At 65.7% G+C, this 20,289-nt stretch carries 19 protein-coding genes; 9 read left to right on the forward strand and 10 right to left on the reverse strand.

From position 1 onward, the window contains the following. Window positions 1-465: 465 nt before the first annotated feature. Window positions 466-1,785, reverse strand: coding sequence for an MFS transporter (locus tag J5M67_RS25215; protein WP_207888160.1), 1,320 nt, complete (start codon window positions 1,783-1,785; stop codon window positions 466-468). 260 nt (window positions 1,786-2,045) lie between these two features. On the opposite strand from J5M67_RS25215, the gene J5M67_RS25220 reads away from it, so the two are divergent. Then, window positions 2,046-2,450, forward strand: a complete 405-nt coding sequence (locus J5M67_RS25220) for an acyl-CoA thioesterase (protein ID WP_015479588.1) — start codon at window positions 2,046-2,048, stop codon at window positions 2,448-2,450. Between the two features lie 60 nt (window positions 2,451-2,510). On the opposite strand, the gene betA is transcribed toward J5M67_RS25220, so the two are convergent. The 3 genes from betA to betI form a co-directional block, all read right to left on the reverse strand. Next, window positions 2,511-4,193, reverse strand: coding sequence for a choline dehydrogenase (betA, locus tag J5M67_RS25225; RefSeq protein ID WP_207888161.1), 1,683 nt, complete (start codon window positions 4,191-4,193; stop codon window positions 2,511-2,513). 128 nt (window positions 4,194-4,321) lie between these two features. After that, window positions 4,322-5,794, reverse strand: coding sequence for a betaine-aldehyde dehydrogenase (betB, locus tag J5M67_RS25230; protein ID WP_207888162.1), 1,473 nt, complete (start codon window positions 5,792-5,794; stop codon window positions 4,322-4,324). A 53-nt stretch (window positions 5,795-5,847) separates the two neighbouring features. Continuing rightward, window positions 5,848-6,441 carry a transcriptional regulator BetI gene (gene betI, locus J5M67_RS25235; protein WP_207888163.1) on the reverse strand — a complete coding sequence of 198 codons (594 nt, stop codon included), beginning with the start codon at window positions 6,439-6,441 and terminating at the stop codon, window positions 5,848-5,850. A gap of 360 nt (window positions 6,442-6,801) precedes the next feature. Here betI and J5M67_RS25240 point away from each other — a divergent pair, with 360 nt between their 5' ends. The 3 genes from J5M67_RS25240 to J5M67_RS25250 all read left to right on the forward strand — a co-directional run bounded on the left by J5M67_RS25240 (window position 6,802) and on the right by J5M67_RS25250 (window position 9,233). Further along, complete coding sequence (locus J5M67_RS25240) at window positions 6,802-8,340, forward strand: BCCT family transporter (protein WP_207888189.1); 1,539 nt, start codon at window positions 6,802-6,804, stop codon at window positions 8,338-8,340. Between the two features lie 157 nt (window positions 8,341-8,497). Further along, window positions 8,498-9,058 carry an HdeD family acid-resistance protein gene (locus tag J5M67_RS25245; RefSeq protein WP_207888164.1) on the forward strand — a complete coding sequence of 187 codons (561 nt, stop codon included), beginning with the start codon at window positions 8,498-8,500 and terminating at the stop codon, window positions 9,056-9,058. Further along, window positions 9,051-9,233, forward strand: coding sequence for a hypothetical protein (locus J5M67_RS25250; RefSeq protein WP_207888165.1), 183 nt, complete (start codon window positions 9,051-9,053; stop codon window positions 9,231-9,233). The genes J5M67_RS25245 and J5M67_RS25250 overlap by 8 nt, the downstream gene beginning before the upstream one ends. Window positions 9,234-9,336: 103 nt before the next feature. Here the strand turns inward: J5M67_RS25250 and J5M67_RS25255 are convergent, their stop codons facing one another. Beyond that, window positions 9,337-10,791: a PLP-dependent aminotransferase family protein gene (locus tag J5M67_RS25255; protein WP_207888166.1), complete on the reverse strand. Its 1,455-nt coding sequence runs from the start codon at window positions 10,789-10,791 to the stop codon at window positions 9,337-9,339. A 118-nt stretch (window positions 10,792-10,909) separates the two neighbouring features. Here J5M67_RS25255 and J5M67_RS25260 point away from each other — a divergent pair, with 118 nt between their 5' ends. From J5M67_RS25260 to J5M67_RS25270, 3 genes are all read left to right on the forward strand, one after another. Beyond that, window positions 10,910-11,359: a GNAT family N-acetyltransferase gene (locus J5M67_RS25260; RefSeq protein WP_207888167.1), complete on the forward strand. Its 450-nt coding sequence runs from the start codon at window positions 10,910-10,912 to the stop codon at window positions 11,357-11,359. A gap of 13 nt (window positions 11,360-11,372) precedes the next feature. Then, window positions 11,373-12,053, forward strand: coding sequence for a GNAT family N-acetyltransferase (locus J5M67_RS25265; RefSeq protein ID WP_207888168.1), 681 nt, complete (start codon window positions 11,373-11,375; stop codon window positions 12,051-12,053). A gap of 81 nt (window positions 12,054-12,134) precedes the next feature. Beyond that, a complete protein-coding gene (locus tag J5M67_RS25270) occupies window positions 12,135-13,046 on the forward strand; it encodes a D-hexose-6-phosphate mutarotase (protein ID WP_207888169.1) in 912 nt (303 codons plus the stop codon). A gap of 114 nt (window positions 13,047-13,160) precedes the next feature. Here J5M67_RS25270 and J5M67_RS25275 read toward each other — a convergent pair whose 3' ends face one another. From J5M67_RS25275 to purE, 4 genes are all read right to left on the reverse strand, one after another. After that, window positions 13,161-13,703: a DUF3299 domain-containing protein gene (locus J5M67_RS25275; RefSeq protein ID WP_207888170.1), complete on the reverse strand. Its 543-nt coding sequence runs from the start codon at window positions 13,701-13,703 to the stop codon at window positions 13,161-13,163. 85 nt (window positions 13,704-13,788) lie between these two features. Then, entirely contained in the window at window positions 13,789-14,034 is a 246-nt protein-coding gene (locus tag J5M67_RS25280) for a GlsB/YeaQ/YmgE family stress response membrane protein (RefSeq protein WP_207888171.1), read from the reverse strand. A 202-nt stretch (window positions 14,035-14,236) separates the two neighbouring features. Then, on the reverse strand, window positions 14,237-15,322 hold the full coding sequence (locus J5M67_RS25285) for a 5-(carboxyamino)imidazole ribonucleotide synthase (protein ID WP_207888172.1): 1,086 nt from the start codon (window positions 15,320-15,322) through the stop codon (window positions 14,237-14,239). Window positions 15,323-15,379: 57 nt separating this feature from the next. After that, window positions 15,380-15,871, reverse strand: coding sequence for a 5-(carboxyamino)imidazole ribonucleotide mutase (purE, locus tag J5M67_RS25290; protein WP_207888173.1), 492 nt, complete (start codon window positions 15,869-15,871; stop codon window positions 15,380-15,382). A 328-nt stretch (window positions 15,872-16,199) separates the two neighbouring features. Between purE and adhP the strand changes: the two genes are divergently transcribed. Beyond that, entirely contained in the window at window positions 16,200-17,228 is a 1,029-nt protein-coding gene (gene adhP / locus J5M67_RS25295) for an alcohol dehydrogenase AdhP (protein ID WP_207888190.1), read from the forward strand. A 284-nt stretch (window positions 17,229-17,512) separates the two neighbouring features. Here the strand turns inward: adhP and J5M67_RS25300 are convergent, their stop codons facing one another. After that, complete coding sequence (locus J5M67_RS25300) at window positions 17,513-18,427, reverse strand: LysR substrate-binding domain-containing protein (protein ID WP_207888174.1); 915 nt, start codon at window positions 18,425-18,427, stop codon at window positions 17,513-17,515. A gap of 212 nt (window positions 18,428-18,639) precedes the next feature. Between J5M67_RS25300 and aspA the strand changes: the two genes are divergently transcribed. After that, a complete protein-coding gene (gene aspA, locus J5M67_RS25305; protein ID WP_207888175.1) occupies window positions 18,640-20,064 on the forward strand; it encodes an aspartate ammonia-lyase in 1,425 nt (474 codons plus the stop codon). Window positions 20,065-20,289 lie beyond the last annotated feature (225 nt).

Below are 20,289 nucleotides of genomic sequence, written 5' to 3' on the forward strand. Positions count from 1 at the left end.
GTTGCTGATAATCAGTCGATCATCAGTCTTACATCACAAGCACCCACACGAATTGCTTGATTCGACTTGTTAAAGAGCGTTTGGCTGAGGCTTTCGTCTCAACCGAGGCGCGCATTCTACAGCAGCGTCTCATTTCGTCAAGCGCTATTTTCGAAAATTTCTTTTCTACTCAACCGCTTGCGCTTCGGAGAAGGAAGCCTTCTCATCAGCGGGAGGCGCATTCTACAGCGATCAAACTCACTGTCAAGCACCTCGATGACCTTCTCTTCAGCTCGCTGCCGGAGCAGCCAATAAAGAGCGGCAAGTGAATCACCTGCCTGGTCACCACTCTCAACTTCGACTCACTGTAAGTACTTGATTTTCAAGCTCTTTCAGCGCTCATTGCTGGGAGTGGTGCGCATTATAGGGAGTTTAAATTGGCCGTCAACGACTAATTTAAACTTTCTGCAAAAACTGTCCGACCGATCAATTTACCGCCACACCCTGCCCTGTCAGACGGCGCTCCTGGCGCAGCAGATAGCCGCCCACCAGCAGGCCGACCACGCACAGCGCCACGACGTAGTAGGCCGGCCCCAGTGGGTCTTCCTTCATAAGGAGGGCAACCACCATGGGTGTCAGGCCGCCGAAGATGGCGTAGGCCAGATTGTAGGAGAAGGACAGGCCGGTGAAGCGCACGACCGGGGGAAAGGCGTTCACCATGACATAGGGCACCGCGCCGATGACGCCGACACACAGGCCAGTCAATGCATACAGCGGGAACAACCAGTCCGGGTGTGCCTTGAGGCTGGTGTAGAAGGTCCAGCAGACGACGCCCAGCAGCACGCTGCCGACTATAAAGGTGCGACCGGCGCCGAAACGATCCGCCAGGCGCCCGGCAAGGATGCAGCCGACACTAAGGAATACAATCGCCAGGCTGTTGGCCTTCAGGGCTGTGGCCGCATCGAAGCCGTAGACCGTCTGCAGCACCGACGGCGTCATCAGGATCACCACCACGATGGCGGCCGACAGCACCCAGGTCAGCAGCATGGACAGCACCACCGCCGGACGATGTTCGCGCACCACCACACCCAGTGGCACTTCCTCGGCCAGTTGCTTGCGCAGTTGCAGCTCGGCAAAAACCGGCGTTTCGTGCAACCAGCGGCGCAGGTAGACGGAGAACAGGCCGAAGATGCCGCCGAGCAGGAACGGAATCCGCCAGGCATAGGCCCGCACTTCCTCGGCACTGAAGACACTGTTGATCAGTGTCGCCACCAGCGAACCGATGAGAATGCCCGCGGTCAGACCCGAGGTGAGCGTGCCGCAGGCATAGCCCACATGGCGGTGCGGAACGTGCTCGGCGACGAAGACCCAGGCGCCCGGCACTTCACCACCGATGGCAGCGCCCTGGATGATGCGTAGCAGCAACAGCGCCAGCGGCGCCCAGATGCCAATCTGCTCGTAGGTCGGCAGCAGGCCCATGATCAAGGTGGGAACGGCCATCAGGAAGATGCTCAGGGTGAACATCTTCTTGCGCCCCAGCAGGTCGCCGAAGTGCGCCATGACCACCCCGCCCAGCGGACGGGCCAGGTAGCCGGCTGCGAACAGGCCAAAGGTCTGCAGTTGGCGCAGCCACTCGGGCATGTCGGCGGGGAAGAACAGCTTGCCGACCACGGTGGCGAAGAACACGAAGATGATGAAGTCGTAGAACTCCAGGGCGCCGCCCAGGGCAGACAGGGACAGGGTCTTGTAGTCGCTGCGGGTCAACGGACGTGACGCGGGCGCGGCAGGAGCGTTCACAGAAGGCATTGTGATTATTCTCGACAGGCAAGGCAGATGGCGGCGGCGTTGAGCCGCCGGTGCCGAACCATAGCAAATTGCGCCAGGACGACACAGGCATGCGCGGACGAGGCAAAGTCGAATCCCTACGGTCGTCGCAGCGGGCCTTGCTCTATATAATGCAGACAGGCCGATCAAAAGCTGTCCCAAGGCCTTGCACCGGCAGGTGTCTTGGGAGAGTTTTTCCACAACCTCACCATGAGTACGCCGGGGGCAAGAGGCCCTGAACTATGATCGAGCTCGAACAAGAAGACCCCATTCCGCAGGGTGACTTGGCCCTGCAGATAACCGCCCTGCCGCGCGAGACCAACGGCTTCGGCGACATCTTCGGTGGTTGGCTGGTGGCGCAGATGGATCTCGCCGGTACCGCCATGGCCAGCCGCATCGCTGGCGGCCGCGTCGCCACAGTGGCCATCGACCGCATGGCCTTCCTGGTTCCGGTCGCCGTTGGCGCCCAGCTCTCCTTCTATACGCAATCGCTGGAAGTCGGCCGCAGCTCGATCCGCATGCTGGTCGAAGTGTGGAGCGACGATCCGCTGTCCAGCGAATGGCGCAAGGTCACCGAGGCAGTCTTCGTGTTCGTCGCCATCGACGGCAGCGGCCGCACCCGTCCGGTTCCACCGCGCCGTGGCTGAAAACTGAAACGCCGGCTATCAAGCCGGCGTTTTCGTACGTGCCCTTCTCTCTTTTCAGGATCAGCGCATCGGCTTGCCGCGTACCGGAGCGCCGTTGGCCTTGTAGTAGTCGGCGGTGCTACGGGGCAGCGGCTGACGGCCACGGACCTTATCGGCGATCTTCTCGGCCATCATGATGGTGGTGGCGTTGAGGTTGCCGGTGATGATCAGCGGCATGATCGAGGCGTCGACCACGCGCAGCCCCTGCATGCCGTGCACACGACCTTCGCCATCGACCACCGCCATGTCGTCCTCGCCCATCTTGCAGGAGCAGGACGGGTGGAAGGCGGTTTCCGCGTGCTCGCGTACGAAGGCGTCCAGTTCGGCATCGCTCTGCTTGTCCAGACCCGGGCTGAGCTCGCGGCCACGGAAGGGATCGAGCGCCGGCTGGTTCATGATCTCGCGGGTGAGGCGGATACCATCGCGGAATTCCTGCCAGTCCTGCTCGCTGGACATGTAGTTGAACAGGATGCTCGGATGCTTGCGCGGGTCGCGGGAGACCGCGTTGATCCGCCCGCGGCTGGGAGAGCGCATGGAGCCGACGTGGGCCTGGAAGCCATGCTCCTTCACCGCGTTGCTGCCGTTGTAGTTAATCGCCACCGGCAGGAAGTGGTACTGGATGTTCGGCCATTCGAACTCCGGACGGGTGCGGATGAAGCCACCGGCCTCGAACTGGTTGCTCGCGCCCAGGCCGGTGCCGAGGAACATCCATTCCGCGCCGATCTGCGGCTGGTTCCACCACTGCAGTGCCGGATACAGCGAGACCGGCTGCTTGCAGGCGTACTGCAGGTACATCTCAAGGTGATCCTGGAGGTTCTGGCCGACGCCAGGCAGGTCATGTACCACATCGATGCCCAGGTCGCGCAGCAGGCCCGCCGGGCCGACGCCCGAACGTTGCAGCAGCTGCGGCGAGGCGATGGCGCCGGAGCACACCAGCACTTCGCGGCGGGCACGAACTTCCTTCAGCGCATTGTCGTTGCCATGCAGGTAGGTCGCCCCGATGGCGCGCTTGCCGCTGAACAGGATGCGGTCGGTCAGCGCGTGGGTGACGATGGTCAGGTTCGGCCGCTCGCGGGCCTGGTCCAGGTAGCCGCGTGCGGTGCTGGAGCGACGGCCCTGCGGGGTCACGGTGCGATCCATCGGACCGAAACCTTCCTGCTGGTAGCCGTTGAGGTCTTCGGTACGCGGGTAGCCCGCCTGCACGCCGGCCTCGACCATGGCATGGAACAGCGGGTTGTTGCCGGCCTTGGGCGTGGTGACGCTGACCGGGCCATTGCCACCGTGGTAGTCATTGGGGCCGATGTCGCGGGTCTCGGCCTTGCGGAAGTACGGCAGGCAGTCGAGGTAGGTCCAGTCTTCCAGGCCCTTGGCCTGAGCCCAACCGTCGAAGTCCATGGCGTTGCCGCGGATGTAGCACATGCCGTTGATCAGCGAGGAGCCACCCAGGCCCTTGCCGCGACCGCACTCCATGCGGCGGTTGTTCATGTGCGGCTCGGGATCGGTCACATAGGCCCAGTTGTAGCGACGACCCTGCAGCGGGTAGGCCAGCGCGGCCGGCATCTGGGTGCGGAAGTCGGCGCGGTAGTCCGGGCCGCCGGCTTCGAGCAGCAGGACGCTGACGTCGGCGTCTTCGGTCAGGCGGGTAGCCAGTACGTTACCGGCGGAACCGGCACCAATGATGATGTAGTCGAATTCCTGGGACATGCAGGCCTTCCTCTTTTTCAGGCACGACACCGCCCGCGACGCGTGCGCGTCGGTGTCTGCGTATTCGGGATGGCCGGTGGTCAGGGAGTGGGGCCTGCGACCGGCCGTTCAGGGCTCGCTCGCGGCGGTCAGAACACCGAGGCGTAGTCGCCCAGCTCTACCTGCACGGATTTGATGCGAGTGTAGTGAGCCAGGGTGGTCAGACCGTTCTCGCGACCGACACCCGATTGCTTGTACCCGCCAACCGGCATCTCGGCCGGCGACTCGCCCCAGGTATTGATCCAGCAGATGCCGGCTTCCAGGCGGTGGATCGCACGGTGCGCGCGGGCCAGGTCCTGGGTGACGACGCCGGCGGCCAGGCCGTACTCGGTGTCGTTGGCGCGGCGAATGGCTTCGTCTCCGGTGTCGTAGACGAGGATGCTCATGACCGGCCCGAAGATCTCTTCGCGGACGATGGTCATGTCATCGGTGCAATCGGTGAACACGGTCGGCGCGACGTAGGCGCCCTTGGCGAACTCGCCCTGGGTGACACGCTCGCCACCGCACAGCAGGCGGGCCTTCTGCTCTTTGCCCGACTCGATGTAGGAGAGCACGCTCTCCATGTGAGCGAAGCTGGTCAGCGGGCCGAAGTTGGTGTTTTCGTCCTGCGGGCTGCCCAGGCGGATGCGCTTCACGCGCTCGACGACCTTCGCCTCGAAGCGTGCCTGCAGGCTGCGCGGGATGAACACGCGGGTGCCGTTGGTGCACACCTGGCCGGAGCTGAAGAAGTTGGCCATGACGGCGATGTCGGCGGCACGGTCGAGGTTGGCGTCTTCGAAGATGATCAGCGGCGATTTGCCACCCAGCTCCATGGTGACGTCCTTGAGCGAGGAACTCGAGGCGCTGGCCATGACCTTCTTGCCGGTGGAGGTGCCGCCGGTGAAGGAGATCTTCTCGATCAGCGGGTGCTCGGTCAGCCACTGGCCGACTTCGCGGCCGCTGCCGGTGAGGACGCTGAACACGCCATCGGGCAGGCCGGCCTCGGTGTAGATTTCGGCGAGCTTCAGCGCGGTCAGCGGGGTGACTTCGCTGGGCTTGAAGATCATCGCGTTGCCGGCGGCCAGGGCCGGGGCGGATTTCCACAGGGCGATCTGGATCGGGTAGTTCCAGGCGCCGATGCCGGCGACCACGCCCAGCGGCTCGCGGCGGGTGTAGACGAAGCTGGTCTCGCGCAGCGGGATCTGCTCGCCTTCGATGGCCGGCACCAGGCCAGCGTAGTACTCGAGCACGTCGGCGCCGGTAACGATGTCGACGTTGCGGGTCTCGGCCAGCGGCTTGCCGGTGTCGAGGGTTTCCAGTTCGGCCAGCTCGTCGTTGCGCTGACGGAGGATTTCCACGGCGCGGCGCAGGATGCGCGAACGCTGCATGGCGGTCATTGCCGCCCAGACTTTCTGCCCTTCCACCGCGGCCTGTACGGCGCGCTCGACGTCGTCCTTGGAGGCGCGCTGGACCTGGGCGAGAACTTCACCATTGGCCGGATTGATGGTTTCGAAGGTGGCGCCGCTGGTGGCTTCCACGTAGCGACCGCCGATGTAGAGCTTCTGTTCTTCGAATCGAGCCATGGTGTAGGCGTCCTCTCTTATTAGGTATCAGTGCGCAAGGCTGGCACAGGGGGCTATCCCGCCTGTTTCGCCAGTTGTTGGTCGAGGTAGTCGTATGCGATGGACAGTGCCTGCTCGGTGTCGAAGGCATCGCCCGAGAGCGCGCCGCGCAGCCACAACCCATCGATCAGCGCCGCCAGCCCACGGGCCGCCGCGCGCGCTTCGGCGATCGGCAGAATCCTGCTGAACTCGCAGCACAGGTTCGAATACAACCTGTGGTCGTTGACCCGCTGCAGGCGGCGCAACGACGGCTGGTGCATGCTGGTTGCCCAGAACGCTAGCCAGGTTTTCATCGCCGGCCCGTTGACCTGGCTCGCATCGAAGTTGCCTTCGATGATCGCGCGCAGGTGCGAGCGCGGCTCGTCATCCCTCAGGGCCCGGCGGCGTTCACCGACGGCCTTGTTCAGCGCCAGCATCAGATGGCGCATGGTCGCTTCCAGGAGTCCGTTCTTGTCCTGGAAGTAGTGGCTGATGATGCCGTTGGAGACCCCCGCCAGACGGGCGATCAGGGCAATGCTGGCGTCACCCATGCCCACCTGGTCCACCGCCTCCAATGTGGCGTGAATCAACTGGGAACGGCGAATCGGCTGCATACCGACCTTGGGCATTTCGTCTCTCCTCTTCGCCTGGACGTACCTGTGCCGTCCGGCGACTTGTTGGCCAGTCTATTTTGTTTTTATTGAACGTTCAATCAACTAAGAATAAGCTGCGCTCCGTGAACCACTCCGAGCCTTGTGTGCAAGCGGGCCCGAGCCGTTCATCGCCGCATCGTTTTCCAACCTTCAAGGATCGCAGAATCCCGGTGGGAAGTGTCGTGCGGCTGTGCTGTGTCTGTGGTTTGCGGCCCGTCGCCGTGCCTTAGTCGCATCCGACGCCGGCCGCCATGCGTTCACTGTCATGGGGTCATCCTCCAAATGAGTACTGCTTCGCCAATAAAAACAAACGAGCAGGTACGTCTGAATCCGGTCGTGTTCTACGGTTCCACCGTACTGATCCTGGTTCTGACCGCCGCCCTTATTCTCTTTCCCGACAGCGCCGGTGCGGTCCTCAATCGCACGCAAGCGTGGCTTTCGCACAGTTTCGGCTGGTACTACATGCTGGCTATCGGCAGCTATCTGTTCTTCGTCCTCTGGGTCGCCTTCTCGCGCTACGGCCAGCTGAAGCTGGGCGCCGACCACGAGAAGCCGGACTTCAGCTATGGCGCCTGGGCCGGCATGCTGTTCTCCTCCGGCATCGGCATCTCGCTGCTGTACTTCGCCGCATCCGAGCCCATCGACCACCTCTACCATCCGCCGGAAGGCGTGGCCGGCACGCCGCAGGCGGCCCGCCAGGCGCTGCAGCTGACCTTCCTGCACTGGGGCGTGCACGGCTGGGCGATCTACGCGCTGGTCGGCCTGGCCGTCGGCTACTTCGCCTATCGCCATCGCCAGCCGCTGGCCCTGCGTTCGGCGCTGCTGCCGATCCTCGGTGAGCGCTGGGTGAAAGGCAGCGCCGGCAACGCGGTGGACTGCTTCGGCATCTTCGTCACCCTGCTTGGGCTGGTGACCAACCTGGGCATCGGTGCGCTGCAGGTGTCCTCGGGCATCGAGTACCTGACCGGCATGGAGCACTCCAAGACCACCCTGCTGATCGTCCTGCTGGTGATGAGCCTGGTGGCCACGCTGGCCGCGGTCTCGGGCATCGAGAAAGGCATCCGCCGGCTGTCCAACCTGAACATCGTGCTGTTCAGCTCGCTGCTGGTGTTCGTGCTGGTCTGCGGCTCTACCCTGGAGCTGCTCAACGGTTTCGTGCAGAACCTGGGCGACTATCTCAACGGCCTGATCCTCAAGACCTTCGACCTCTACGTCTACACCGGCGGCGGCGCCGGCAAGAACGAAGAGTGGCTGGGCCTGTGGACCCTGTTCTACTGGGCCTGGTGGATCTCCTGGGCGCCCTTCGTCGGCATGTTCATCGCCCGTATTTCCCGTGGCCGCACCGTGCGCGAACTGGTCATGGGCGTGCTGCTGATCCCGCTGGGCTTCACCCTCGCCTGGCTGTCGGTGTTCGGCAACAGCGCGGTGGACCTGGTGATGAACCACGGCGCCGCCGACCTGGGCAAGGCCGCACTGGAGCAGCCGTCGATGTCGATCTACCTGCTGCTGGAGCACTACCCCTTCGCCAAGATCGTGATCGGCATGTCGATCTTCGTCGGCTTCGTGCTGTTCCTCACCCCGGCTGACTCCGGCTCGGTGATGCTGGCCAACCTGTCGCGCCAGGGCGGCGATCTCGACGAGGACGCCCCGCACTGGCTGCGCATCCTCTGGTCCGCGGTGATCACCCTGGTGACCATCGGCCTGCTGTTCGCCGGCAACTTCACCGCCATGCAGACCGTCGTGGTGCTGGCCGGCCTGCCGTTCTCGGCGGTGCTGATCCTGTTCATGTTCGGCCTCTACAAGGCCATGAAGGCGGATTACGAGGCCCTGCACGGCCAGGCCGCGTCGCCCGCCTCCCTGGCTCCCGCAGCCTGATCTCCCCGGCGGCGTCGCCCGACGCCGCCCGCCTGCTGAGGCAGGCCCTTTCGCCCGGCCCCGCGCCGGGCTTTTCTTTTTCCGCTGGTTGATCTGGGCCGCTCACGCGCGCCGGCGAACGACTATGGTGTCTGCGATACCTATCGTGGAGACAGTCATGAGCGACAACCCTCTCTGGCAAGCCCTCGGCCAACACTGGAAATGGATTGCCCTGCGTGGCGTGGCGGCAGTGATCTTCGGCGTACTGGCGATCGCCTGGCCGGCCATCGCCCTGACCGTGCTGGTCCTGGTCTGGGGCGCCTACGCCTTCGTCGACGGCGTGTTCACCCTGCTCGCCGCCGCACGCATGCGCGAATCGGGCCGGCCGATCTGGCCGCTGGTGCTGGTCGGCCTGCTGGGCGTCATCGCGGGGCTGGTGGCGTTCTTCTGGCCAGCGCTGACGGCGCTGGGCCTGCTCATGCTGATCGCCGCCTGGGCGCTGGTCACTGGCGTGCTGCAGATCATCGCGGCGATCCGCCTGCGCAAGGCATTGGCCAACGAATTGTGGCTGGGTCTTTCCGGGGCGCTGTCGGTGCTGTTCGGCGTCCTGATGATCGCCAACCCCGGTGCCGGCGCGGTGGCGGTGGCCTGGGTGATCGGCGCCTATGCGGTGTTCTTCGGCGTGATGCTGGTGCTGCTCGCCCTGCGCCTGCGCAAGACCTCGACCTTCAATGCCTGAGCGGGACTGGTGCCTGCTGCGCCTGGACGACAACGGCAACCGCTTCGTCATGCGCCGCCAGCTGACCCGCGACGAGGCCGAGGCCCTGGCGCGGAACTACCAGGCGCGCGGGCACAAGCAGACGTACTGGGCGGAGCGGGAGCAGCCGCCGTCTTGCGAGCGTCCGCGGGAATGACGGCACTCTGCACCGCAGCATGAACGTAGGGTGCTCCGGGGTCGACCATGGAGCTACCGATGAACACAGTGCATCGGCGTACAACCGCGAACGGTTGTACGCCCTACCGCCACACCTTGCGCAGCGCCTTGAGCGCTTCGGCGATCCGCGCCTCGGGTACCGCCGCGAAACCCAGTACCAGTCCGGCGCGTTGGTCTTCCGGCTCTGCGGACTCCGGCAGCCAGTAGTCGCTCAGCGCATTCACCTCTACCCCCACGGCCAGCGCACGCTGCACCAGTTCACGTTCGCGCTCGCGGCTGTCGACCCGCACGCACAGGTGCAAGCCCGCTTCCACCGTCGGCATCGGAGCGCAGCCGGCCACTTCCGGCCAGCCCCGCAGCAAGGCATCGCGCCGGCTGCGCGCCGCCCGGCGCATGCGGCGGACATGACGCTGGAAATGCCCTTCGGCGATGAAGTCCGCCATCACCCGCTGGGTGCCGACTTCCGAATGCCGCACGTCCAGCGCGCGGCGGCGGGCGAAGGCCTGCGCCAGCGCCGGCGGGACCACGAGGTAGCCCAGGCGCAGCGCGGGAAAGGCGATCTTGCAGAAGGTACCGACGTAGAGCACCCGGTCATGCCGGTCCAGCGCCGCCAGCGGCATCAACGGCGTACCGCTGTAGCGGTACTCGCCATCGTAGTCATCCTCGACGATCCAGCCGCCACTGCGCTCGGCCCACTCCAGCAGCTCCAGGCGCCGCGCCAGCGACAGGGTCACCCCGGTCGGGTACTGGTGCGAGGGCGTGACGTAGACCAGCCGGCAGTCCGGCAACTGCTCCAGCTGCGCCGTGCACAGGCCATCGGCATCCACCGGCACGCCATGCAGGTGCGCACCGGCCGTGGCGAAGGCGTGGCCGGCGGCACGGTAGCCGGGATTCTCGATGGCCGCGCCATCGCCCTCGGCCAGCAGCACCTGGGCGCACAGCGCGATGCCCTGCTGGGCGCCGCTGGTGATGATGATCTGCCCGGCGTCGCAGTGCAGGCCGCGCGTGCTGCGCAGGTAGGCGGCGACCAGTTCGCGCAGGCGTTGTTCGCCCGCCGGGTCGCCGTAGCCCAGGCAATCCAGCGGCGGGTCGCGCCAGAAGCGCGCCTGCAGCCGCGCCCAGGTATCGAAGGGAAACAGGTCGAAGGCCGGCACGCCAACGCGGAAGGCACGGGGCGCGCCGGTGGGCGGCAGCGGCAGATGATGCTTCGCCAGGCGCTCCAGCGACGGCGCATCCGGGCTGCGCGCCTCGCCGCGCGCGGTGTCCACCGACGGCTGCACCCGCTCGGCCACATAGGTGCCGTCACCCGTACGCCCCTCGATGTAGCCCTCCGCGTAGAGCTGCTCGTAGGCACGCACCACGGTATTGCGCGAAACCCCCAGTGACGCCGCCAGGTCGCGGCTCGCCGGCAACCGCGAACGCGCCGCCAGGCGCCCGTCGAGGATGCGCTCGCGAAGGGCCTGGAACAGTTGCACACCCAACGGCCGCGCGGGATCGAGAAGGATGCCGGAAGGGTTGAAAGGCAGCGGGACACTCATGGAGGGCGAATTCCGAAGGGGCGGCAATGGTTCCTTTGATTTCACCATGAATGGCTCTTTAGCAGAACCATTTCCCGGCCTAGGCTGGAACCATTCCAACGCACACAAGGCCGTCACCATGTCCTCCGCTGTCGAGATCCGCCCGATCACCGCTGACGATCACGCCGTCTGGCTGCCGCTCTGGCAGGGTTACCAGCGCTTCTACAAGACCACCATCGATGAGGCCACCAGCGCCGTGACCTGGCAGCGCTTCCTCGACCCGGCCGAGCCGATGCACGCCGCCCTCGCCTGGCGCGACGGCGAGGCCATCGGCATGGTGCACTTCATCTACCACCGCTCCTGCTGGACCCAGGGCGACTACGTCTACCTGCAGGACCTGTTCGTCGCCGAAGGCCAGCGTGGCGGCGGCATCGGTGCGACGCTGATCGAGCACGTCTATGCCGACGCCCGCGCCAACGGCGCCTCGCGGGTGCACTGGCTGACCCACGAGACCAACACCGACGCCATGTTCCTCTACGACCGGATCGCCGACCGCTCCGGTTTCGTCCAGTACCGCAAAATCATCTGACCCGGAGCGCCCCATGAACGACCAGCCCCTGCTGAACTGGCGCCCCGCCGCCACCCCCGAAAAACGCGTCCTGCCCGGCCGCTACGTCAACCTGGTGCCGCTGGATGTCGCCACCCATGGCGACGACCTGTGGGCAGCCCTGCAAGGCCCGGATTCCGATCCGCTGCTCTGGGACTACCTGCCCTACGGTCCCTTCCCCGAGCGCGCGCCGTTCGACGCCTGGCTCGCCGACAATGCCGCCAGCGCCGACCCGATGTTCTTCGCCGTGATCGACCGCGTCAGCGGCCGCGCGGTGGGCCTGCTCAGCTTCCTGCGGATATTCCCCAAGGACGGCAGCATCGAGATCGGCCACATCGCCTACGGCCGCGCGATGCAGCGCTCGCCCGCGTCCACCGAGGCGGTCTACCTGCTGGCGCGCTGGGCCTTCGAGATGGGCTACCGCCGCCTGGAATGGAAATGCAACGCGCTCAACGCCCGTTCCATGCGCGCCGCCGTGCGCCTGGGCTTCACCTTCGAGGGCACCTTCCGCCAGGCCACGGTGGTCAAGGACCGCAACCGTGACACCGCGTGGTTCTCCATCATCGACAGCGAGTGGCCACGCTGCCAGCAAGCCTTCGAGGCCTGGCTGGCTGCAACCAATTTCGACGGGGAAGGACGGCAGCGGACGCAGCTGGCGGACCTGCGCCTGCGCTGATCTTTTCATTCTCCGGGAACTGCCCGGCGCGCGGAGGATCGGTGATACTGACTCTTTCCCATCGCAGCCCCGGAGACCACCATGAGCAGCGATATCCAGACGCCCCGCGTCGAGCAGGTGCAGGTCGACGAACTGCCCTGCTGGCGCATCCACACCGCCCATGGTGAAGCCCTGATCGCCCAGCAGGGCGCGCAATTGCTGAGCTACCAGCCCCACGAGCAGCCGCCGCTGGTGTGGCTGAGCGAGACGGCCGAGTTCCGCCACGGCCAGTCCCTGCGCGGCGGCGTGCCGGTCTGCTGGCCCTGGTTCGGCAACCTGGAACGCAACCCGGTGGATGTCCGCACCGCCTTTACCGGCGACAGCGCCCCGGCCCACGGCCTGGTGCGCAGCGTGGACTGGCAGCTGGACGACATCGCCGACGAACTGGGCGAACTGGCGGTGCACTTCAGCGTGGACGCCAGCCACGGCCTGCCCGGCTGGCCGCATTCGGCGCGCCTGGAACTGGTGATGCGCTTCGGCGAACGCCTGACCCTGGAAATGACCACCCACAACCTCGGCGACAAACCGCTGCCGGTCAGCCAGGCGCTGCACACCTATTTCGCGGTGAGCAACAGCCGCGAGATCGGCATCGACGGCCTGCAGGGCTGCCGCTACGTCGAAACCCTGGAGAACTGGGAAGAGCGCCAGCAACACGGGCTGGTGCGCATTGCCGGGGAAACCGACCGCATCTACCTGGACGTGGAGAAGCCCCTGGTGATCCGCGATCCGCTGTGGGAGCGCGGCATCCACATCAAGGCCAGCGGCTCGCGCTCGGCGGTGGTGTGGAACCCCTGGATCGACAAGTCCGCGCGCCTGTCGCAGTTCCCGGACGATGCCTGGCAGGACATGCTCTGCATCGAGACCGCGCGGGTCTGGGACGACGTGATGAGCGTCGCCCCGGGGCGTAGCGAGACAATGAAGGTGGAAATCTGGAGCGAGCCGCTCAGCAGTTGAGCGCGCGGCGGTAGCAGATATCGTAGGAGCGGACTCTGTCCGCGATAGGCCCGCAGCGTGCCGGACACCATCGCGGACGGAGTCCGCACCTACGCAAGATTCGCGACGCGGTGGTTACAGATCGCTCTCCTCCACCGGCCGCACCTTGGCGTCGTCGATGGCGTAGGCCGCATCGGCCAGGTCATTGCTGACCTTCTCGACCTTCAGCGTACCGCTGACCCAGATCGGGCTGTAGATATCGTCGAGCTTGATGCCCTTGGGGTAGCGCACCAGCACGATCTGGTTCGGCGGCGGCGGCGGCACGTGGATGCAGGCGCCCGGATAGGGCACCAGGAAGAATTCGGTGACACGGCCCTTGGCATCGTTCTCCAGCGGCACCGGGTAGCCGCCCAGGCGCAACGCCTTGCCATTCAGCGCGGCGACTGTCCTGGTGGAATACATCACCTGCGGCAGCTTCTTGTCGCGCTGCTTCAGGCCACCCTTGTTGGTAAAGGTGCCGTTGGCCTCGGGGCCGTTGTGGGTGATTTCCGGCATGTCCTCCAGCGCCTTGCGGTCGCTCGGCGGCATCAGGGACAGCCAGTCGGTTTCGGGAAGTTCGGCGGCGGATGCCAGGGACGTCAGCAGCACCAGGCTGCAGGCAAGCAATGTACGGCGCATCGTGGACTCGAAAGGCCCGGTGGGGCACGGACGGGAAGGTCTTCCAGCGCCCTCCCCCATTGCGGGAGAGGGCTGGAAATCACCGTCAATTCTTCTTGATCAGACCGTAAATGACCAGCAGGACGATGGCGCCGATCACCGCGCCGATGAAGCCCGCCGCCTGGCCCACGGCGTAGATGCCCAGCGCCTGGCCGCCGTAGGTGGCCAACAGCGAGCCGCCGATGCCGATCAGGATGGTCATGATCCAGCCCATGCTGTCGTCGCCCGGCTTCAGAAAGCGCGCGACGAGCCCGACGATCAGGCCGATGACGATGGTTCCGATTAAGCCCATGACAGTCTCCTTGTGGATTGAGCGCGATGGGTTCGCGCTTGTCATGGGACAGTGTAGAAAACGCCGACGTTCCCTGTTCGGGACGCAGGCCAGAGCAACTGGCGGCATAGCGCGACGCGCGCACGGATGCACCAGGCGGGCAGAAAAAAGCCGCGTCGGTGATTGACGCGGCTCCTTTCAAAGCACCGTGACCGGCAGGCCGTCAGCCCTTGGCGATCAGCGCCTCGACCTCGGCGATACGCGCCTTCAGCGTCGGCAGGTCAGCGCTGCGCAGGGTGGCATGGCCGACCTTGCGCCCGGCCTTGAAGGCCTTGCCGTAGTGGTGCAGGTGGCAGTCGGCGATGTTCAGTACATCAGCCACCGGCGGCACTTCGCCGATGAAGTTGAGCATGGCGCTCTCGCCCACCTTGGCGGTGGAACCCAGCGGCAGGCCGGCAACGGCGCGCAGATGGTTCTCGAACTGGCTGCACTCGGCACCTTCGATGGTCCAGTGCCCGGAGTTGTGCACGCGCGGGGCGATCTCGTTGGCCTTCAGGCCGCCGTCGACCTCGAAGAACTCGAAGGCCATCACACCGACGTACTGCAGCTTGTCCAGCACGCGGCCGACGTAGTCCTCGGCCAGCGCCTGCAGCGGGTGGTCGGTGCTCGCCACGGACAGGCGCAGGATGCCGTTCTCGTGGGTGTTGTGGACCAGCGGGTAGAAGCGGGTCTCGCCGTCGCGGGCGCGTACCGCCACCAGCGAGACTTCGCCGGTGAAGGGCACGAAGCCTTCGAGGATGCAGGGCACGCTGCCCAGCTCGGCGAAGGCGCCGGTCACGTCCTCGGGCTTGCGCAGGACCTTCTGTCCCTTGCCGTCGTAGCCCAGGGTGCGGGTCTTCATTACTGCCGGCAGGCCGATGCTGGCCACGGCGGCGTCGAGGTCGGCCTGGGACTGCACGTCGGCGAAGGCCGGGGTGGGAATCCCCAGGTCCTTGAACATGGACTTCTCGAACCAGCGGTCACGGGCAATGCGCAGCGACTCGGCGTTCGGGTAGACCGGCACGAACTGCGACAGGAAGGCCACGGTCTCGGCCGGCACGCTCTCGAACTCGAAGGTCACCAGGTCGACTTCATCGGCCAGCTGGCGCAGGTGCTCCTGGTCGCTGTAGTCGGCGCGAATGTGTTCGCCCAGCGCTTGCGCGCAGGCGTCCGGCGCCGGATCGAGGAAGGCGAAGTTCATGCCCAGCGGCGTACCCGCCAGGGACAACATGCGGCCGAGCTGACCGCCACCGATGACACCGATTTTCATGGTTCGAGCCTGTGCTTGCTGACACTGTTCGGGGGCGCCGCGCGGACGCCCTGTTACTCACGCGTCGCGCGGGTCCGGATTGTCCAGGACCGTTTCGGTCTGGATGGTGCGGAACTCTTTCAGCGCCTCGTGATACTTCGGGTACTTGCCGCCCAGGATGCTGGCGGCCAGCAGTGCGGCGTTGGTAGCGCCGGCCTTGCCGATGGCCAGGGTGGCGACCGGAACGCCCGCCGGCATCTGCACGATGGACAGCAGCGAGTCGACACCCGAGAGCATGGAGGACTGCACCGGCACGCCGAGCACCGGCAGGTGGGTCTTGGCGGCGCACATGCCCGGCAGGTGGGCGGCACCGCCGGCGCCGGCGATGATCACTTCGATGCCGCGGCCATCGGCCTCTTCGGCGTACTGGAACAGCAGGTCCGGGGTGCGGTGGGCGGAAACCACCTTCACTTCGTACGGAATGCCGAGCTTGTCCAGCATGTCCGCGGTGTGGCTCAGGGTGCTCCAGTCGGATTTGGAACCCATGATCACGCCAACCAGTGCGCTCATCGTCGTGCCTCTCTCAAGTGCGCTCTTGTGCGCGTCAGAAACCAACAAGCCACGCTCGTCGGAGGCGTGGCTTGTGCGTGGCCAAACCGGCGGGCAGTGCCGGCTTGAAGGCGGCGCAGTATACCGCAAAGGGCACGCCGGGGTGCACCCACCATGACCGTCTGTCCCGATTTCGTCATTTCCCCGTGCAGGAGTGACTGACGACTTCGGAAAAGCTTGCTTCAACTCAAGGTGGCTTCGCCTCAGAGGAACAGACTCGTCTGACATCTTCCTGTTCCTGCCCGGATTGGGCAGGCCCCTCCCCCTTCAAGGAGCGAGTGCAATGTCCATGACCCTGCCCACGACCATGAAAGCCGCCGTCGTCCACGCCTTTGGCGAGCCGCTGCGGATCGAGGAAGTCAAAGTCCCGCTGCCCGGCCCCGGACAGATTCTGGTGAAGATCGAGGCGTCCGGCGTCTGCCACACCGACCTGCACGCCGCCGAGGGCGACTGGCCGGTGAAGCCAAGCCTGCCGTTCATTCCCGGCCATGAAGGCGTCGGCTTCGTCGCCGCGGTCGGCGCCGGCGTCACCCGCGTGAAGGAAGGCGACCGCGTCGGCGTGCCCTGGCTGTACACCGCCTGCGGCTGCTGCGAGCACTGCCTGACCGGTTGGGAAACCCTCTGCGAACACCAGCAGAACACCGGCTATTCGGTGAACGGCGGCTATGCCGAATATGTGCTGGCAGACCCCAACTTTGTCGGCATCCTGCCGAAAAATGTCGGCTTCACCGAGATTGCGCCAATCCTCTGCGCGGGCGTCACCGTCTACAAGGGCCTGAAGGAAACCCAGGCGCGCCCCGGCCAATGGGTGGCCATTTCCGGCATTGGCGGCCTCGGCCACGTGGCCGTACAATACGCCAGAGCCATGGGCCTGCATGTGGTAGCGGTGGACGTGGATGACGCCAAGCTGGAACTGGCCAGGAATCTGGGCGCCAAGTTGACCATCAATGCCAGGAAGGAAGACCCGGTACAGGTGGTGCAGCGCGATATCGGCGGCGCCCATGGCGTGCTGGTGACTGCCGTCTCCAACAGCGCCTTCGGCCAGGGCATCGGCATGGCCCGCCGCGGCGGCACCGTCTCGCTGGTCGGCCTGCCGCCGGGCGACTTCCCCACGCCGATCTTCGACGTGGTGCTCAAGGGCCTGCACATCACCGGCTCCATCGTCGGTACCCGCGCGGACCTGCAGGAAGCCCTGGACTTCGCCGGCGAAGGGCTGGTGAAGGCCACGGTGAGCGCCGGCAAGCTGGATGACATCAACGCCATCCTCGACCGGATGCGCGCCGGGCAGATCGAAGGGCGGATCGTGGTCGAGATGTAACAAACCTGCGCGGGACGATTCCCGTCCCGCGCCCCGCCGCGCCGGCCTTATCCGCGATACGGTCGAGACGACTGTCCCGGCTTCGCCGGGATTTCGCGGAGAAGCTCCGCTCCTACGAAAGCGGCGCACGCCGAAGCCATGAATGTAGGGCGTATAACGCTCCGCGTTATACGCCGATTCGCCGTGGCCCCAGCGCACACCGGAATCGACCTCGAAGTCGCCAATAAAGTCTGGTGCATCGGCGTACAACCGCGAACGGTTGTACGCCCTACGCCAGCCGCGCCTCAGGGGGTTTCGTCCAATCCCAAACCGCCCTCCAGTTTGCGCCACAGCAGGCGGATCTGCGCCTTGCGCACCAGCGCACAGCGGTACAGGCGGATTTCCTGCGGCACGATCCAGTGCGGGCCGCCGCACACCGCCAGTTCGCCGCGCGCCAGTTCCGCCTCCATGCTCAGGCGCGGCACCCACGCCACGCCCATGCCCTGCAAGGCCATGCTCTTGAGGCTGTCGGCCATCGCCGTTTCATAGACGGTGGTGTAGCGCAGGTTCCGCTGGCGCAGCAGCAGGTTCACCCCGCGACCGAGGAAGGCGCCGGCACTGTAGGCCAGCAGCGGCACGCTCTGCCCGCTGTCGAGGTCGTAGAGCGGTACGCCGGCGGAGTTCACCGCGCACACCGGGAGCATTTCGGTGCGTCCCAGGTGCAGCGAGGGGAAGACTTCCGGGTCCATCTGCAGGGCGGCGTCCGGGTCATAGAAGGCCAGCATCAGGTCGCAACCGCCTTCGCGCAGCAGGTGCACCGCCTCGCCCACGTTGGTCGCCACCAGCCGGCTGGCGATATTCAGGCCCTCCGAGCGCAGGCGGGAAATCCATGCCGGGAAGAAGCCGAGCGCCAGCGAGTGCGCCGCGGCGAACTGCAGCACCTCGCCCTGCCCGCCTTCCAGGTGGTGCAGGTGACGCACCACCTGGCCGAGCTGCTCGACCACCGCACGGGCGGTGACCAGGAACAGCTGCCCCGCCTCGGTCAGCTCGATGGGCGTGCGCTGGCGGTTCACCAGGGTCAGCCCAAGGGCATCCTCCAGGCTGCGGATGCGCCGGCTGAAGGCCGGCTGGGTGACGAAGCGCTTCTCCGCCGCCTGGGAAAAGCTGCGGGTGGCGGCCAGGGTGCTGAAATCTTCCAGCCATTTGGTTTCGAGGTTCACGTCATCTCCAGCGCGGAACAGCGCTTGATCGATTGGTCAGGAGCCGGGCGCGCGTATCACAGCCACACGCTCGCCGTCATCTATTCGTCACAGGGTACATTATGCCGTTTGTGCATGAGGCAGCTTTTAACAGCATTGGCCGACGATCGGCGAAATCCCTAGTCTACCGGGCATCGCGGCACTGGCCGTGTTTCTCTGAGACAATCCCCGTCATGTCCCCTGTTGCATCGTTCCGCATCGAGAAAGACCTCCTCGGCACCCTCGAAGTACCTTCTGACGCCTACTACGGCATCCAGACCCTGCGCGCTGTGAACAACTTCCGCCTCTCGGGCGTACCGCTGTCGCACTACCCGAAACTGGTAGTCGGCCTGGCGATGGTCAAGCAGGCGGCAGCCGATGCCAACCACCAGCTCGGCCACCTGTCGACCGAGAAGCACGCCGCCATCAGCGAAGCCTGTGCTCGCCTGATCCGTGGCGACTTCCACGACCAGTTCGTGGTGGACATGATCCAGGGCGGCGCCGGCACCTCGACCAACATGAACGCGAACGAAGTCATCGCGAACATCGCGCTCGAAGCCATGGGCCACGCCAAGGGTGAGTACAAGTACCTGCACCCGAACAACGACGTGAACATGGCGCAGTCGACCAACGACGCCTACCCGACCGCCATCCGCCTGGGCCTGCTGCTCGGCCATGACACCCTGCTGGCCAGCCTCGACAGCCTGATCCAGGCCTTCGCCGCCAAGGGCGTCGAATTCGCCAGCGTACTGAAGATGGGCCGTACCCAGCTGCAGGACGCGGTACCGATGACCCTCGGCCAGGAATTCCACGCCTTCGCCACCACCCTGGGCGAAGACCTCGACCGCCTGCGTCGCCTGGCGCCCGAGCTGCTGACCGAAGTGAACCTCGGCGGCACCGCCATCGGCACCGGCATCAACGCCGACCCCGGCTACCAGAAGCTGGCCGTCGAGCGCCTGGCAGCCATCAGCGGTCAGCCGGTCGTCCCGGCCGCCGACCTGATCGAAGCCACCTCCGACATGGGCGCCTTCGTGCTGTTCTCCGGCATGCTCAAGCGCACCGCAGTCAAGCTGTCGAAGATCTGCAACGACCTGCGCCTGCTGTCCAGCGGCCCGCGCACCGGCATCAACGAGATCAACCTGCCGGCTCGCCAGCCGGGCAGCTCGATCATGCCGGGCAAGGTCAACCCGGTGATCCCGGAGGCCGTGAACATGTGCGCCTTCGAAATCATGGGCAACGACCTGGCGCTGACCATCGCTGCCGAAGGCGGCCAGCTGCAGCTGAACGTGATGGAACCGCTGATCGCCTACAAGGTGCTCGACTCGATCCGCCTGCTCCAGCGCGCCATGGACATGCTGCGCGAGCACTGCATCACCGGCATCACCGCCAACGTCGAGCGCTGCCACCAGTTGGTGGAGCACAGCATCGGCCTGGTGACCGCGCTGAACCCCTACATCGGCTACGAGAACTCCACCCGTATCGCCAAGACCGCGCTGGAAACCGGTCGCGGCGTCCTGGAACTGGTACGCGAGGAGCAGCTGCTGGACGAGGCCACCCTGGCCGACATCCTCAAGCCGGAAAACATGATCGCCCCGCGCCTGATTCCGCTGCGCGCCTGATCACCCGCCCGGTGCGAGCCGGGCACGTCTCACCGGTTGAGGGGGGAGTACTCCTTCCTCACCTTCAGGGACTGGTTACCCCCGGTCCCTTCTTTTATGCCCGGCGCGACGGATTCATCCGGAGCGCCACGTCTCACCGGTTGAGGGGCCTCCTGGCCCACTCTCCTTTAGCAGGGACACCGCTTACCCCGGTGTCCCTTTTTTTTGCCTGTGATTCGGGCAAGA

It is taken from the genome of Pseudomonas sp. 30_B (genome assembly GCF_017491605.1).
Lineage (GTDB): Bacteria > Pseudomonadota > Gammaproteobacteria > Pseudomonadales > Pseudomonadaceae > Pseudomonas.